Here is a 15884-nt window from a genome sequence, read left to right as displayed (position 1 = left end):
CAACAATTTGTACACCTACTCTTCGTCAGATTTTAATCGAATATAGGTTTTGTATTTTTTCTTCAGTAGCTTATCTATATATCGGGTGAGTTTAATCTTCTGATTTATAGTGTTGTCCAGTGTATCGACCAACTCCAGCAGCATCGATTTATAATAATCTACATTCTTTATATCGGGCGCTGCGTTTGCTTCCTGAAGCGGAATATCTTTTTGTACAAACATTTCATCGGACACTTCTTTAGATACAGCTTCTATATCATCCACATCTAAAAATGTAAGTTCTTCTAAAAAACCATACAATAATGAACGGTCTACAAAGGTATTAATTTTTCTGGGGACTCCGCCAGTAAACTCAAAAATGGCTTTATGAGCTTGCTCGCTAAATAAGCTATTACCATTCCAGCCAGCGTGATGCATACGAAACTCAATATAGTTTTTGCATTCTTCTTCACTTAAAGCACTGAGATGACAGGAGGCAACGATCCTTTGACGAAACTGCTCCATATTGGGGGCGCGAATAATGTCCTGCAGTTCGCTTTGCCCAAGAAGAAAACTCTGTAACAGAGGTTTGCCGTTAATTTGGAAGTTGGACAACATGCGCAGCTCTTCAATGGTTTCGAGCGGCAAATTTTGCGCTTCGTCTACCAGCAATAGTGCGCGTTTTCCCTGTTCCTGCAATTGAATTAAATACCGTTCAAGTGCTTCAAGGGTTTCAGTTTTGGTTTTGCCCCCGATTTCCAGAGAAAATTTAGACGCAACCATGCGTACCAGTTCATCCGGGGATAATTTGGGCGTGACAATTTGAGCCGAGACAATATTCTGATGATTTATCTGACTTAATAAGCTATTGGCAATGGTGGTCTTGCCGGTACCTATTTCACCGGTTATAACAATAAAACCTTCAGATTGTGACAAACCATACTCAAGGTATGACAATGCACGTTTATGCAACTTACTGGCAAAAAAGAATTCAGGATCCGGAGTTAATTGAAAAGGTTTATTATTCAATCCATAAAATTGTTCATACATGACTTACTGTCGCTACCTTTAACAAAATAATGTTTACGGGAAAGTTGTTGATAGCTTACGCGAATTAGGCGACAGATTACACAGCTTTAAACGGGTTACAGACGAGATTTTAGCTGTTCAATTTGGCTGCAGAAATGTTTGAGACTGTCGCCATAAATAAACGGATTCTTATCTTTCTTTACACAATAAAGATCGTGAAAACGTAATACCTGATCAGGGCTGTAAGTGACTTTGTTAAAGTAATCTAATTGTGCCTCAGAAAACTGCTGAGTAAAGCCGCTCATGTTACCTCTAAGTTGTTCCAGAGTTTGACGGTGATGAACCTGAGATATTTCTGTCATCCAGTCTGACAAGGTTTTATGCACATCCGTAAGCATGTATTGTACAAACGCTGAGCGAAGTATCAGATACAGGATGGCTATCTCAATAATCAGAATAAAGGCTTTTTTCATTACAAACTAACTCCAAACACATGCCTCAAGCATAACTGAAATGCCCGTGTAGTGCAGGTTTTACGCTTATGTGTAAATATACCTATGAATTTGTTGATTTAAGGCAAAGCGGTTGTTAGTAGAAAAAGGTATACTGCTACTATCAAAATGTCGTTGGCCAGTGGATTGTTGATAAATTATGAATGATCAGATTCCCGTAAAAGATATTACCCCCGTAAAAATCCATCAGCCTGAATCCAGTAAACACAATAATCAGTACACCCCGCGTAGTCATATTTATGTGCGTGCAGTAAAAGGGGCACTGGACACCTTTCGTCGCACTTTTGGATTCTTTTTCCTCGGTATGTTTGCGTTATTGCCCTGGTTGCAATTTAACGGTCAGCAAGCAATTTTGTTCGATCTGGCCGAGCAGCGCTTCACTATTTTTAACCTGACGTTATGGCCGCAGGATTTAACGTTATTGGCTTGGATCTTCATTGTTGCGGCTTATGCGCTGTTTTTTGTCACTACCTTTGCCGGGCGGGTATGGTGTGGATTTATGTGCCCACAAACCACCTGGACCTTTATTTTCATTTGGTTTGAAGAGGTCTTTGAAGGTAACCGCAATAAACGTATAAAACTTGATGAACGCAAAATGGACTTTGATAAGTTCTGGCGAAAAAGTGCAAAACACCTGAGCTGGGTAATTGTTTCATTGCTAACTGCGTTAACTTTTGTAGGCTACTTTGCACCTATTCGTGAGTTATTCGTCGATTTCTTCACCCTGCAAACCGGCTTCTGGATTACCGTCTGGACCTTGTTCTTTGCTTTGTGTACTTACGGCAACGCCGGCTGGCTGCGCGAAATTATGTGTACTCACATATGTCCTTATGCGCGTTTTCAGTCGGTGATGTTTGATAAAGATACGTTAACCGTTACCTATGATGCTGCCCGTGGTGAAAGTCGAGGTCCACGTTCGCGTAAAATGGATAAAGAAACACGTGAGCAGAAAAACATTGGCGATTGCGTCGATTGTAATTTGTGTGTGCAGGTTTGTCCGACCGGTATCGATATTCGTAACGGCTTGCAATATGAGTGTATTGATTGCGGTAAGTGTATTGATGCCTGTAACGATACCATGGACAAAATGAAATATGAGCGAGGCCTGATTCGTTTTACCTCAGAAAGTGAATTAGCCGGTGGTAAAAGTCATATTTTGCGTCCCAAGTTGGTGGGGTATGCAGTCGTTCTGTTGGTTATGGTGGCATTGTTATGTTTAGAGTTATTCACCCGTGTGCCTCTGGCGGTGGATATTATCCGTGACCGTAACAGTCTGTATCGCGAAACTAACGATGGATTAATTGAAAACGTCTACACCCTTAAAATTCTCAACAAGTCGCAGTTTGAGCAGCAATATCAGATTTCTGTGAGTGGATTGACTGACCCAAGAATCACAGGCGAGCAAACCATCAGCGTGAAAGGTGGAGAGGTATTTACCTTGCCAATAAGTGTGGCGGTTGATCCCTATTCAATTAAAGAAACGGTGACCAATATTACCTTTGACGTGCAGGCGATAAACGCAGGTGAGCAGGATGTAGTACAACACGAATCATCTAAATTCCTGTACCCGGATTTATAAGAGAGATGTGTGGCTGAATTTAATTTTGCGGCGCTGTCGCCAGATGTCATTTTAGATGCCATTGAGTCCGTTGGGATTGAGGTTGCATCCGGTTTGCTGCCACTTAATAGCTATGAAAACCGGGTTTATCAGTTTATAGCCAGCGATAATAAACGTTATGTTGTTAAGTTTTATCGTCCTCAGCGCTGGACAAAACAGCAATTAATTGAAGAGCATGAATTCGCGCATGAGCTGGCAAACCACGATATTCCGGTTGTTGCACCGCTGAATTTTTCTGCTGGCAGCCTATTAGAATACCAGTCATATTATTTTGCTCTTTATCCATCAGTCGGAGGGCGCCAGTTTGAAGTTGACAATCTTGAGCAACTTGAATGGATGGGACGTTTTATTGGTCGTATTCATCAGGTAGCTCAAGGCAAGGATTTTGAATTTCGCCCTAAAATAACGCTCGATGCTTATTTAAATGAGCCTGGAGACGTACTGCGTAATAGTCAGATCATTCCAGTTAACCTGCATGAAGCTTTTTTCACTATTGTTGATATGGTGATCAATCAGGTCAGAGAGCAGTTTTCTGAGCATCACTGTATTCGGCTGCACGGTGATTGTCATCCCGGAAATATTTTGTGGCGCGATGGGCCAAGCTTTGTTGATTTGGACGATTGTCGAATGGGGCCTGCAATACAAGATTTATGGATGATGCTGTCTGGCGATCGTCAGGAGCAGTTGTTGCAGCTGGACACATTAGTTGAAGCTTATAGTGAATATTGTGACTTTGATCATTCTCAATTGACTTTGATTGAACCTTTGCGTGCTATGCGCATGATTCATTATATGGGCTGGCTGGCGAACCGCTGGCATGACCCTGCTTTTCCTGCAGCATTCCCATGGTTTGCTACTCAGCAGTATTGGGAGCAACAAATTCTGGCGTTAAAAGAGCAATTTGCCGCATTGCAAGAGCCTCCGTTAACGCTTATGTCTCAGATCAATGGAAATTGCTGATACCAGCAAAGTTGATTGAATTAATATTACGTTGAATTATAATTTCCACGATTTTAAGGTGCTCTGGATATATCGGAGTTAAACGGGAAGTTCTGTAACAGTCAGACGCTGCCCCCGCAACGGTCAAATAAGTCATCGACAGATAAGGTTTATTGATAACCACTGTGCATTGCATGGGAAGGTAATAAACCTGCGTAAGCGCTTATCAGCCCGGATACCGGCCTTAAAATGCAGTCCTAGTTTAAGAATACATTTTCTTGAATGTAAATTCACATGCTCGGGTGGAGCATTTACAGGGTCATACATATTATGTCTAGTGTATCTAAATGGTCAGTGCTGGCACTGGCTGTCGGTTTTTCTATTCCGGTTATTGCAGACGAAGCCATTGAAAAAATTAGTGTTTTAGGTTCGAGAATACCTATTCCTACTTCGAAAGTGGCAGGTTCTGTCAGCGTTATTACCCAGGATCAGATTGAACAATCCGGGGCCTTTAGTATTGTTGATCTATTGCGCGGCCAAAATAGTCTGGCGTTTAGCCAGTCTGGTGGTAAAGGCGCGGTTGCTGAACTAAGGCTGCGTGGAAGTGAAACTAATCACGTCTTAGTGCTGGTTGATGGTGTGGCCATTAATGATATTGGCCAGGGGGAGTTAGTCGACTTTTCTCAATTGAACCTGTCTGACATCGAAAAAATTGAAATTTTACGTGGTTCACAAAGTGCGCTTTGGGGAAGTGGTGCTGTGGGTGGTGTTATTGCCATTACGACTCAAAAAGGCAGTGGCGATACCAAAGCTAAAATAAGTGCTATGGCCGGTAATCACAAAAGTAAAAAAGTGCAGGCTAAAGTCAGTGGTGCGGCGTCTGACGTGAATTATGCTTTTTCAGCCAGTTTATTTGATACCAATGGTACCAACATTTCGCAACAAGGTGACGAAGATGATGGCTATCAGAGTGTTCAACTATCCAGCTCACTAGGCTGGCAGGTTGCGAAGAACCAGCGTATTGATTTTAGCATTCAGCATCAGGATGCAACGACCGAATTTGACGGTACAGATTTTAACACTGGCCTGCCTGCCGATGCGGACAATTACACAGATATATTGCGTCAAACAGGCCAATTGAGCTGGAGTGGTGATTTTGACCAATGGCAATATAAAGCGGGTGTGCAATTTAATCGCAATGAAAATGATACCTTCGCTAACCAGCAACCTAATGGTGCTAACCACAGCGATAAACGTAAATTCTACCTGCAATCGACGTTGCAATATGCTGAATTGAGCCATGTCACTGTTGCATTAGAGCAAAGTACTGAAAATTTTGTGCAATATGGCGCAGTGACTGATTACGGTGACCCAAATCGCGATTTATCTAACACAGTAAAATCGCTGGTGTTTAATTTGCAACACTCAATAAGTAAACAGTTCTCTCTTACCGCGAGTGCACGTTATGACAATAACGATACTTATGACAATGCAACGAGCTATAACGCTGGTTTAGTATATACGCCATCAAATGACTACCGCTTATTTGTTAACGCAGGTAAAGCGGTTAAAAACCCCTCTTTTGTAGAGCGTTTTGGTTACTACGCCACTTCATCTTTTCCTTTTGTGGGAAATCCGGATTTGTCACCTGAAGAGTCGGTAAGTATAGAAATGGGTGGTGATATTTATCTGGCGAATAACTGGTTGTGGGGCTGGTCAGCCTATTCTGCAGAGCTGGAAGATGAAATTAATGGTTATTATTATGATGCGGTTAATTTTGTTACTACAGCAGTTAATAAGGACGGTAAGAGTAAACGCAAAGGTGCAGAAACCAGCCTTCAGGGTCAGATTGGTTTAGTGAATGTTGCGCTTAATTACAGTTATCTTGACGCTGATGAGCCTGATGCTGCAGGTGATGGATATATTGAGGAATTACGTCGACCCAGTCACACTGCGGGCTTAACGCTAAGTACACCTTTTGCCAGTGATGCCGGTAACTTATTCCTGCATGCATCTTACCAAGGTACAAGAACGGATGTTTTTTATCCGCCTTATCCAGAGCCACAAACAACAGTGAAACTATCTGCATATACGCTGGTCAATATTGGAGCTCAGTACAAGCTAACCCCTTCGCTGCAATTAAATGCAAGACTGGAAAACCTTTTTGATCATGATTATCAGGATGTTTACGGTTACGCAGGTGCAGGTCGTGGGGTGTATTTAGGTGCAAGTTACTCGCTTTAATTTGTTCTACTTATCATAGCTTGTAACATTCGGGAGTCGTTTTTTGGTTACGGGCTATGGTATTCTGCGGCCCTGTCTTTAGGTTTGTATAGAAGTTGATAAATATGAAGAAGTTATTAGGTGCTCTATTACTTGCAGTTTTAATTCCGCTTCAGGTAAACGCTCAGGAACTTTGGAAAGAAGGTGAGCAGTATGAAGTTATTGCTGACAAAGCCACTGATAAACCCGAAGTGTTGGAATTTTTCTCGTTTTGGTGTCCACATTGTTACCGTTTTGAATCTATCGTGGATGTGATTAAACAGAAACTGCCGCAAAACGTTAAATTCAACAAAGTGCATGTTAACTTCATGGGATTTACCACGCCTGAAATACAGAACTTTGCCACTAAAGCGATGATGGCCGGTCGTGTCTTGAAGCAGCAAGATGTACTGAATAAAGCCATTTTCAACTACATTCATGTACAGCGTGCGCACATCACTTCTATTAATGATCTAAAAAATATTGCTGTGGTTAACGGTATTGATGGCGATGCTTTTGATAAACAAATCAAGGGTTTTGGTGTTAATAGTCTGGCATTGAAAAACAACAAAATTATTGATGAATATCGCGCTCACGTAAACAGTGTGCCTACTTTTATCGTAAACGGTAAATACAAAGCACATTTTACCCGTGATATGAGTAGTGACGATATGGTTGATTTGATTGTTTGGTTAAGCCAGCAGAAATAAATCAAAGCAGTTACGTTACAAAAAAGCCCGTTAATTAACGGGCTTTTTTATTGCTTAGTCTCTTTGCTGGAAAAGGTTATACCGATTTAAATAAACTCAAAGGCATCACCAAACAGATGTTCTTTAACTAAGCCTTTTTCAGAAAAGTCTTCTCTGGCTTTACCTGCCATTTCGAAGCGTCCGGCCACGTAAACCTGATAGGGCTCCAGACTAGTGAAGTCTTGCATAATGGCTTCATGAACAAGACCTGATTTACCGGACCAATTTTCACTTGGTGTTTCGATGACTGGCACGAAATTGAATCTGCTATGTTTTGCAGCTAACGCCTGTAATTCTGCCAGATGGTACATATCTTCTTCTGTACGGGTTCCCCAATACAAAAACAATGGTTGTTTTCCTGGGGTAGCTAACATGGCGTTAAGTAATGAGCTGGTATAAGAATAACCTGTTCCACCTGCCAGCAATATAATGGGCTTATCTGAGTCCTGACGCCAAAAAGCGTTGCCATGCGGGCCGTCGATTATGCATTTATCCTGAGCTTCTAAGTGTTTGAGAACCTCCCAGGCATAAGGATTTTGTTCGGTTGCACCAATATGCAATTCAATAAAATCACTGTCCTGTGGACCATTGGCTATTGAAAATGGACGGCGGTCTGTTTCACTCATGGCAACACGAATATATTGTCCTGCCTTAAACGAAACCGGTTTTTCCGGTGTTAAGATAATGCGCTGTACAAACGGAGTCAGTGCTTCAATTTTACTAACTTTACAAACGATATCAGTCATTTAATTTTTACTTTTATTAAGAGTTTCAATTTCTAATTCAGGCCAAAGTGCGTCAATTTTATCTTTCACTGATTGGCTCATTTCTATACTGCGTCCCCATTCGCGGTCTGTTTCACCCGGCCATTTATTGGTGGCATCCATACCCATTTTGGAGCCTAAGCCAGATACTGGTGAGGCAAAATCGAGATAATCTATCGGGGTATTTTCCACTAAGGTGGTATCGCGCGCTGGATCCATGCGAGTGGTTATCGCCCAGATAACATCATTCCAGTCACGGGCATTCACATCGTCATCACACACAATCACAAATTTGGTGTACATAAATTGACGCAGGAAAGACCAAACTCCCATCATCACGCGTTTGGCATGACCCGGATATTGTTTCTTCATCGTAACCACCGCCATACGATAGCTACAACCCTCAGGTGGCAAGTAAAAATCGACAATCTCAGGGAATTGACGCTGCAGAATTGGCACAAAAACTTCGTTAAGTGCGACACCCAAAACGGCGGGTTCATCCGGTGGACGGCCGGTGTACGTACTGTGATAAATCGGATCTTTACGATGAGTTATGTGGGTTACCGTAAACACCGGAAAGGTTTCTACTTCGTTGTAGTAACCTGTGTGATCACCATAAGGGCCTTCCGGTGCTGTTTCGGTTGGATCTATATAACCCTCCAAAACAAACTCGGCCGAAGCGGGTACTTGCAAATCGTTGCTAATACACTTCACCACTTCGGTTTTATCACCACGTAATAACCCGGCAAAAGCATATTCTGAAAGGGTATCAGGAACAGGCGTAACGGCACCTAAAATCGTTGCTGGATCTGCGCCTAACGCCACAGCAACCGGGAATTTTTCACCGGGATTGGCATCACACCATTCTTTAAAGTCCAGCGCACCACCACGGTGAGACAACCAGCGCATTATGAGTTTGTTGGGGCCTAATAATTGCTGACGGTAAATACCTAAGTTCTGACGACTCTTATTAGGTCCCTTAGTAACAGTTAAACCCCAGGTTATTAACGGTGCAACATCACCTGGCCAACAGGTTTGAATCGGCAGGTTAGTTAAATCTACTTGCTCTTCATTAAGTATCACTTGCTGACAAGGTGCTTTTTTCACCTCTTTAGCCGGCATATTTAATACTTGTTTAAAGATGGGCATTTTATCCCATGCATCTTTTAACCCTTTGGGCGGTTCGGGTTCTTTTAAATAAGCCAGCAGTTTGCCTACCTCGCGTAAAGCTTCAACCGATTCCTGTCCCATGCCCATTGCTACACGTTCAGGTGTGCCAAATAAGTTGGCCAGTACAGGAATGTTTGAGCCTTTGGGGTGTTCAAATAATAACGCCGGCCCACCCATTTTTAACGTGCGATCGGCAATTTCTGTCATTTCCAGAACGGGATCAACTTGTTGGTGAATACGTTTGAGTAAACCTTTGGCTTCGAGTTGATCGATAAAATCTCGTAAATCTTTATATTTCATATAGTTAATATGGCAGCTGAGCTCAAATTCTGGTTTAGCAAAATAAAACGGTTGCTCAACTTTACACGCCTGTGTAGCGTAGAAGCCAACGATTATTTTGAGTACTGAATAACCGTTAGTATACAGATACGTCGCCTTAGTTACGACAGTAACTTAGGTCGATCTCGTTTCAGTTTTCAGGAGCACCAAGCGATGTTTACACAACAAATGATGGACGACCTTAACTTACTGGTTAAATTCCCAACAGAATCCATGCTTCAGGGAATTAAAGTTCACCACGACGCTGACCAGAGCGTTATTTCTGCCTGTAACAGACTATATGCTAACGGTATAATCAGTCAGGAAGATGGTGGCTACCTGACCGATTTAGGTCAGGATCTTAGTCATCACGCTAATGTTTTAATGCAAGCTTTAAAGGGTAGCCAATGACAGCTGATGAAATTCAACGTGTATTAGCACTTAATGCACAACAACGGGCTGAGTATCATCACAAAATGGTAAAAGAGAGTCAGCAACTCTGGACCCTGGCGGATGATGATGGGGCCGTATTGCTGGTAGAAGATGATTTAGACTATGTACCTGTTTGGCCAGCTGAAGAGTTTGTTCAGGAGTGGATCAACGGAGACTGGGCAAATTGCAAAGCACATAAAATATCTTTGAGTGATTGGCAGAACAAATGGTTACCTGGTTTAGCTGATGATGAGCTGGATATTATTGTTTTTCCATTACCCCATGACGGTGGTATTACTGAAATTCCTCAAGCTTAAAATCAGGATGGTGTAAGCCATCCTGACTTCTTTTGATTTCCTCAATTAAAGCTATTCGATAAAAGTCTCATTACCTTTTATTGTTAGGTATTGCGCGTTTAGTATATAAATTACACATAAATTGACACTCTAATCTAACCTAATTAATCTAGGTATAATTACCTACTTTAAACAGGCATTCAGGATGATTACCAAAGAAATGACATCGGCGGTTAGTAACATTATGGTGTTGTCAGTTTTAAAATCTGGCATGTCATATGGCTATCAATTACTGCGCAAAATAAAACAGGATTCCAACGAATTATTCGACTGGACGGAAGGTATGCTTTATCCGGTTTTACATCGTCTTGAAAAACAAAAATACATCGAATCAATCTGGGGGACATCAGAAGCGGGTCGGCGCAGAAAGTACTATCAAATCACTTCTAGCGGGCAAGATTATTTAGCTGAATTACTCGATGGATGGTACAGCATTTCGGAAGTTTTAATTGGATTGGAAGACTAAGTTGGTAAGTGTTTACATTTATATTTTAAATCTAAAAATAGTAAAAGTGTGTGTTTACTAACTCTAATTTAAAGTATAAAAAAGCCAGATAATTATCTGGCTTTTCCGTCTACTTAGCTGTTAAAAGTCTACACAGCGTTATCAAACTGGTCGGTAGCAATTCGATATCTTGGGTCTTCGTTAACATTAATTTCAACAAATTTTTCTGCTTTACGAAGTAATCCACGGCACTCACTGCTGATGTGTCTGATATGTAATTTTTTACCCGCTTCTTCATATTTGTCGGCTAAGCCATCCAGCGCATCAACACCACTGGAATCCCAGATACGCGAATCTTTAAAATCGATGACCACATCTTCCGGATCTTGTTCCGGGTTAAACAAATCTTTGAAGTGTAAAACCGAACCAAAGAACAGTGGACCATCTAACTCATATACCTTCCAGCCATCTTTATCCATGTGGGTTTTTGCTGCAATGTGAGTAGCGTGTTTCCAGGCGAATACTAAAGCGGAAACGATAACACCAACGACTACGGCAATCGCCAAGTCAGCAGCTACTGTTACTGCAGTTACAAGAAATAATACAAAGGCGTCTTCTTTATTAATACCACGCACTATTCTGAAAGAGGCCCACTCAAAGGTACCAATCACCACCACAAACATTACACCCACTAATGCTGCAAGTGGGATCATCTCAATTAACGGCGCCGCGAATAAAATAAACCCAAGTAATACAATCGCCGCAGTAATACCTGACAAACGACCACGACCACCAGAGTTAATATTAATCATGCTCTGGCCAATCATGGCACAACCACCCATACCACCAAAGAAACCATTTACGCTATTGGCCACGCCCTGACCTATACATTCTTTATTACCCGAACCACGAGTGTTAGTCATATCATCTATAAGTGACAAGGTAAGTAAGGACTCAATCAGACCCACTAAGCATAAAATCACTGCAGTAGGTAACACAATGTAAAGAGTCTCCAATGTCATCGGTACCATTGGGATAGAAAATGTGGGTAATTCACCCGCTAGCGTCGCGCTGGCTTTTTGATCCACCGGAAGCATATCTTTCACAAAATCGATAACAGTGCGCGCTTCTAAGTCCATACCATGGACTATTAGGGTTACAGAAACAATAGCAACAAGAGAGGCTGGCACTGCGGTGGTAATTTTAGGCAGAATATAAATAATCGCCATGGTTAGAGCAACCAAACCTAACATGAGGTATAACATCTCACCCTGCATCCAAACGTGCTGACCTAAGTTATCAATCAGTTTGAATTGTCCAAGTTGCGCCAGAAAAATCACGATAGCCAGACCATTGACAAAGCCTAACATTACTGGGTATGGCACCAGACGAATGAATTTACCGAGTCGGAATACGCCGGCTAAAATCTGCAATATGCCGCACAGCACAACCGCAGCAAATAAATATTGGATACCATGTTGAGCAACTAAAGCGACCATAACCACGGCAGTTGCACCTGTTGCCCCAGAGATCATACCGGGACGACCACCAATAGCTGAGGTAATCAAACCCATCATAAATGCTGCGTACAAACCGACCATAGGTTCAACACCAGCAACAAAGGCAAAGGCAACAGCTTCGGGGACCAGGGCAAGTGCCACGGTAATGCCCGACAACACGTCATTTTTAACGTTGCCGTCTTTTTGCGTAATTAAATTGAACATCGCGACTCCCAAAATTGCGATAGTGAATGGTTTAAGCGTGATAAACCGGCAATTTTAGCAGTTTTCTTACGGTGGGTCTTTTAACAGTTTGTTAATTTGTGGGGAAATGGCAGAAGAATAATCCTTCTGCCAATTAAATGAGTTATTTAACTTCCAGTAACTCGATATCAAATACCAAGGTGCTGAAAGGTGCAATGGCAGCGCCAGCACCTTGTGAACCATAGGCCAGATCATGTGGGATGTATAAACGCCACTTAGATCCAACGGGCATCATTTGTAACGCTTCGGTCCAGCCTTTGATTACACCACCGACAGGGAACTCCGCAGGTTGGCCACGCTCGTATGAGCTGTCAAATACCGTACCGTCGATTAATGTACCGTGGTAGTGAGTTTTAACCGTTGACGCCGCGGTTGGTTTTTCGCCGCTGCCTTCGGTAACAACCTCAAATTGTAAACCTGATTCGGTAACCGTCACCTCACTACGTTTGGCATTTTCTTCCAGGAAAGCAGCGCCGGCAGCGGCCAATTCTTTGGCTTGTTCTTCTTTTGCTGCTTGCATACGCTGGTGAATTTGCTCAAAAGCTGCACGTAAATCTTCATTGCTTACAGCGCTGGGTTCACGATTAAACGCGGCAGCAATGCCTTCTTGTACTGCACTAATATCCAGACCGTCGAAAGGGTTAGAGGCAAGTTGTTCACCCATTTGCAGGCCAATACCATAGCTGGCTTGCTGCTCAATGCTTGTATATTTATCTGACATAAAAATCCTGAAAGTTATAAAAAAGTACAAAATACTTTGTCTTTAAACAGGCCACGCATGCTAGCATAACTGCATAAAAAATAATTATAAAAAGCCCTGCGATTTCTTTTTCTTCAGATTTCAGACCATGGAACACCGGTGTGAAACTGAGTTAATTCTATTAATCAAAAACAAAGAGGGTGATATGAGTGAACAGACACACCTTTTGCAAGACACGGTACGTGATTTAGGCAGAGTTCTGGGGCAAACCATTCAGGCACAGTTAGGTGAAGGATGGCTGGAGCGTATTGAACAAGTGCGCAAAAAAGGCCGGAAAGCCTTTGAAGGTGATAGCCAGTGTGCCGATGAACTACAAACCCTGTTTTCCGAATTAAATGATGATGACCTGTTAACCCTGGGCAGAGCGTTTTGCCAGTTTCTTAATTTGGCCAATATCGCCGAACAGGAATACAACAGCAGTAAAGACGATGTTCATCCCATCACTCAATTATTCAACAAGCTTGATTCGATTGAGCATACTGACGCCGATTTAGCGAATGCTTTAGACGAACTGGAAATTGAACTGGTTCTGACGGCTCACCCAACCGAAGTAAGTAGAAGAACACTTATTCATAAATACACTGAATTAGCTCAGTGCCTAGATCAATTGCACAATACACGCTTGAACGATGATGAGCGTGAAGTGATCGAATACCGTATTGCCGATTTAGTTGCTCAGGCATGGCATACCGATGAAATTCGTTCAGAACGTCCTACGCCGGTAGATGAAGCCAGCTGGGGTTTTTCGGTAATTGAAAACTCGCTTTGGCAAGCTGTGCCTGAATTCATCCGTGAACTCGATCGTAAGTTAAATAAAAAGTACGGCATGAATATTCCGATTGATGCCGCACCTGTGCGCATCAGTTCCTGGATGGGCGGTGACCGTGATGGTAATCCATTTGTGACGGCTAGTGTGACTCAGCGAGTCCTGCTTTTAGCCCGTCGCCGTGCTGCAACCTTGTTTTTTAACGATGTTGATCGTCTGCAATCCGAATTATCCATGGCTGAATGTAATAGCGAATTACGCGCTGAAGCCGGTGATGCTCTGGAACCATATCGTACTGTTTTACGCGATTTACGTGAAAAATTACGTAATACCTATAAAGGTATTAATGCAGTATTGAACGGCGAGGAAGCCGATCGTAAAGAATGGATTTCGTGTCAGCAGGAACTGCTGCACCCATTAATGCTTTGTTATCAGTCATTGCATGAATGTGGCATGGGTGTCATTGCCGATGGTGAATTGCTTGATTGTATTCGTCGTGTTCACTGTTTTGGCGCTCACTTGCTACGTCTGGATATCCGTCAGGATTCTGAACGACATGCAGATGCCATTGCCGAGTTGACCGATTATTTAGGCCTGGGTGATTACAACAGCTGGTCGGAAAAAGAAAAACAAACGTTCTTGCAACAAGAGCTGGCGTCTAAGCGACCGCTGATCCCGCAAGACTGGCAGCCGTCAGCGCCGGTTAAAGAAGTATTAGATACCTGTAAAGTGATTGCCTCAAATAATGCCGAGGGTTTTGGTATTTATATTATTTCCATGGCCAGCCTGCCTTCCGATGTGTATTCAGTGCAGCTGTTGTTAAAAGCTATGGGCGTGAACTGGTCGATGCCAGTAGCACCATTGTTTGAGACGCTGGATGATTTGAATAATGCCGCCGATGTGATGAATCAGCTGTTTTCAAATCAGGAATATCTGCAACACACTAACCAACGTCAGTATGTGATGATTGGTTACTCCGATTCAGCTAAAGATGCCGGTGCATTGGCCGCGGGCTGGGCGCAATATCAGTCGCAGGAAGCTCTGGTGGCACTGGCAGATCAATTTGATGTGGAGCTGACGTTATTCCACGGCCGCGGCGGCACTATCGGTCGTGGTGGATTACCCGCACAAGCTGCTATCTTGTCGCAGCCACCAGGTTCATTAAAAGGTGGATTCCGCGTAACAGAACAAGGTGAAACCATACGTTACAAGTTTGGTATGCCGGAAATCGCCAAAAAGAGTCTGTGTTTGTACGCTGGCGCCATTTTACAGGCGATTATTGATCCACCTCCTGCACCTAAAGCAGAATGGCGTGAATTAATGACCAGCATGGCGGCATCCGGTCGCGATAATTATCGTGCTGTGGTGCGTGATGATCCTGAATTTGTACGTTATTTCCGTGTGGCTACACCTGAACTGGAATTAGGTAAATTGCCTTTAGGCAGCCGGCCAGCCAAACGTAAACCTAATGGTGGTGTGGAAAGCTTGCGTGCTATTCCATGGATTTTCGCCTGGGCGCAAACCCGTTTGGTATTGCCGTCCTGGTTAGGCGTGATGAAAGCCATCCAAACTGCACTGGATAATGGCAAGCAGCCACTGATTGAAGAAATGATCCAGGCATGGCCGTTTTTCCATTCACGTTTGTCTATGCTGGACATGGTATTCCTTAAAGCTGATGTCAATATTAGCGGCGAATATGATAAACGTCTGGTGCCTGAGGAATTGCGTTATTTTGGTCAGCAACTGCGTGATGAATTGCAGCTAAGTATTGATTTAATCAATAAGCTGTTTAATCAGCAAAGCGTGATGCAACACGACCCGGCTGGTAAAGATTCGATGCAGTTACGCGCAGGTTATTTACAACCTCTGCATTATCTGCAAATAGAATTGCTGGACAGAGTGCGTAAACAACCCGAAGAGCAAATTAATCATACGCTTGAAAGGGCCATGATGATTACCATTGCCGGTATCGCGGTGGGTATGCGAAATACCGGATAAAGACTACAAAAAAAGCCACCGCAA

Annotated in this window: 14 protein-coding genes and 1 riboswitch; of the genes, 8 read left to right on the top strand and 6 right to left on the bottom strand. The window is 42.8% G+C overall.

Annotated features, from left to right (window positions below; genetic code table 11):
* Positions 1-15 precede the first annotated feature (15 nt).
* A complete protein-coding gene (locus H8B19_RS07665; RefSeq protein ID WP_186506224.1) occupies positions 16-1029 on the bottom strand; it encodes an XrtA/PEP-CTERM system-associated ATPase in 1014 nt (337 codons plus the stop codon).
* A 95-nt stretch (positions 1030-1124) separates the two neighbouring features.
* Entirely contained in the window at positions 1125-1481 is a 357-nt protein-coding gene (locus H8B19_RS07660) for a hypothetical protein (protein WP_186506223.1), read from the bottom strand.
* A 178-nt stretch (positions 1482-1659) separates the two neighbouring features.
* Between H8B19_RS07660 and ccoG the strand changes: the two genes are divergently transcribed.
* The 4 genes from ccoG to H8B19_RS07640 all read left to right on the top strand — a co-directional run bounded on the left by ccoG (position 1660) and on the right by H8B19_RS07640 (position 7049).
* Entirely contained in the window at positions 1660-3099 is a 1440-nt protein-coding gene (gene ccoG, locus H8B19_RS07655) for a cytochrome c oxidase accessory protein CcoG (protein WP_186506222.1), read from the top strand.
* A 9-nt stretch (positions 3100-3108) separates the two neighbouring features.
* Positions 3109-4098 carry a serine/threonine protein kinase gene (locus H8B19_RS07650; RefSeq protein WP_186506221.1) on the top strand — a complete coding sequence of 330 codons (990 nt, stop codon included), beginning with the start codon at positions 3109-3111 and terminating at the stop codon, positions 4096-4098.
* Between the two features lie 39 nt (positions 4099-4137).
* Positions 4138-4338, top strand: a riboswitch (cobalamin riboswitch).
* A 69-nt stretch (positions 4339-4407) separates the two neighbouring features.
* Entirely contained in the window at positions 4408-6321 is a 1914-nt protein-coding gene (locus H8B19_RS07645; protein ID WP_186506220.1) for a TonB-dependent receptor plug domain-containing protein, read from the top strand.
* A gap of 104 nt (positions 6322-6425) precedes the next feature.
* Positions 6426-7049 carry a thiol:disulfide interchange protein DsbA/DsbL gene (locus tag H8B19_RS07640; RefSeq protein ID WP_186506219.1) on the top strand — a complete coding sequence of 208 codons (624 nt, stop codon included), beginning with the start codon at positions 6426-6428 and terminating at the stop codon, positions 7047-7049.
* 86 nt (positions 7050-7135) lie between these two features.
* Here the strand turns inward: H8B19_RS07640 and fre are convergent, their stop codons facing one another.
* Positions 7136-7834 (bottom strand): NAD(P)H-flavin reductase, encoded by a 699-nt coding sequence (gene fre, locus H8B19_RS07635; protein ID WP_186506218.1) that lies wholly within the window; start codon positions 7832-7834, stop codon positions 7136-7138.
* Positions 7835-9322, bottom strand: a complete 1488-nt coding sequence (gene ubiD, locus H8B19_RS07630) for a 4-hydroxy-3-polyprenylbenzoate decarboxylase (protein WP_186506217.1) — start codon at positions 9320-9322, stop codon at positions 7835-7837. It abuts the gene before it with no gap.
* Between the two features lie 192 nt (positions 9323-9514).
* Between ubiD and H8B19_RS07625 the strand changes: the two genes are divergently transcribed.
* From H8B19_RS07625 to H8B19_RS07615, 3 genes are all read left to right on the top strand, one after another.
* Positions 9515-9751, top strand: coding sequence for a TIGR02647 family protein (locus H8B19_RS07625; protein ID WP_186506216.1), 237 nt, complete (start codon positions 9515-9517; stop codon positions 9749-9751).
* Complete coding sequence (locus H8B19_RS07620) at positions 9748-10089, top strand: DUF2750 domain-containing protein (RefSeq protein WP_186506215.1); 342 nt, start codon at positions 9748-9750, stop codon at positions 10087-10089. Before H8B19_RS07625 ends, H8B19_RS07620 begins: the two co-directional genes overlap by 4 nt.
* 184 nt (positions 10090-10273) lie before the next feature.
* A complete protein-coding gene (locus tag H8B19_RS07615) occupies positions 10274-10594 on the top strand; it encodes a PadR family transcriptional regulator (protein WP_186506214.1) in 321 nt (106 codons plus the stop codon).
* 128 nt (positions 10595-10722) lie between these two features.
* On the opposite strand, the gene H8B19_RS07610 is transcribed toward H8B19_RS07615, so the two are convergent.
* Positions 10723-12297: a SulP family inorganic anion transporter gene (locus tag H8B19_RS07610; RefSeq protein WP_186506213.1), complete on the bottom strand. Its 1575-nt coding sequence runs from the start codon at positions 12295-12297 to the stop codon at positions 10723-10725.
* 142 nt (positions 12298-12439) lie between these two features.
* The gene (locus H8B19_RS07605; protein WP_186506212.1) at positions 12440-13057 is read right to left on the bottom strand and encodes a BamJ family beta-barrel-assembly machinery protein; all 618 of its coding nucleotides are present in this window, start codon (positions 13055-13057) and stop codon (positions 12440-12442) included.
* Between the two features lie 184 nt (positions 13058-13241).
* Here H8B19_RS07605 and ppc point away from each other — a divergent pair, with 184 nt between their 5' ends.
* Complete coding sequence (gene ppc, locus H8B19_RS07600; RefSeq protein ID WP_186506211.1) at positions 13242-15860, top strand: phosphoenolpyruvate carboxylase; 2619 nt, start codon at positions 13242-13244, stop codon at positions 15858-15860.
* Positions 15861-15884: the final 24 nt, after the last annotated feature.

The organism is Neptunicella marina (genome assembly GCF_014270035.1).
GTDB classification, from domain to species: domain Bacteria; phylum Pseudomonadota; class Gammaproteobacteria; order Enterobacterales; family Alteromonadaceae; genus Neptunicella; species Neptunicella marina.
The sequence above is the reverse complement of the archived record's forward strand: the minus strand, read 5'-3'. Positions and strand labels throughout refer to the sequence as shown.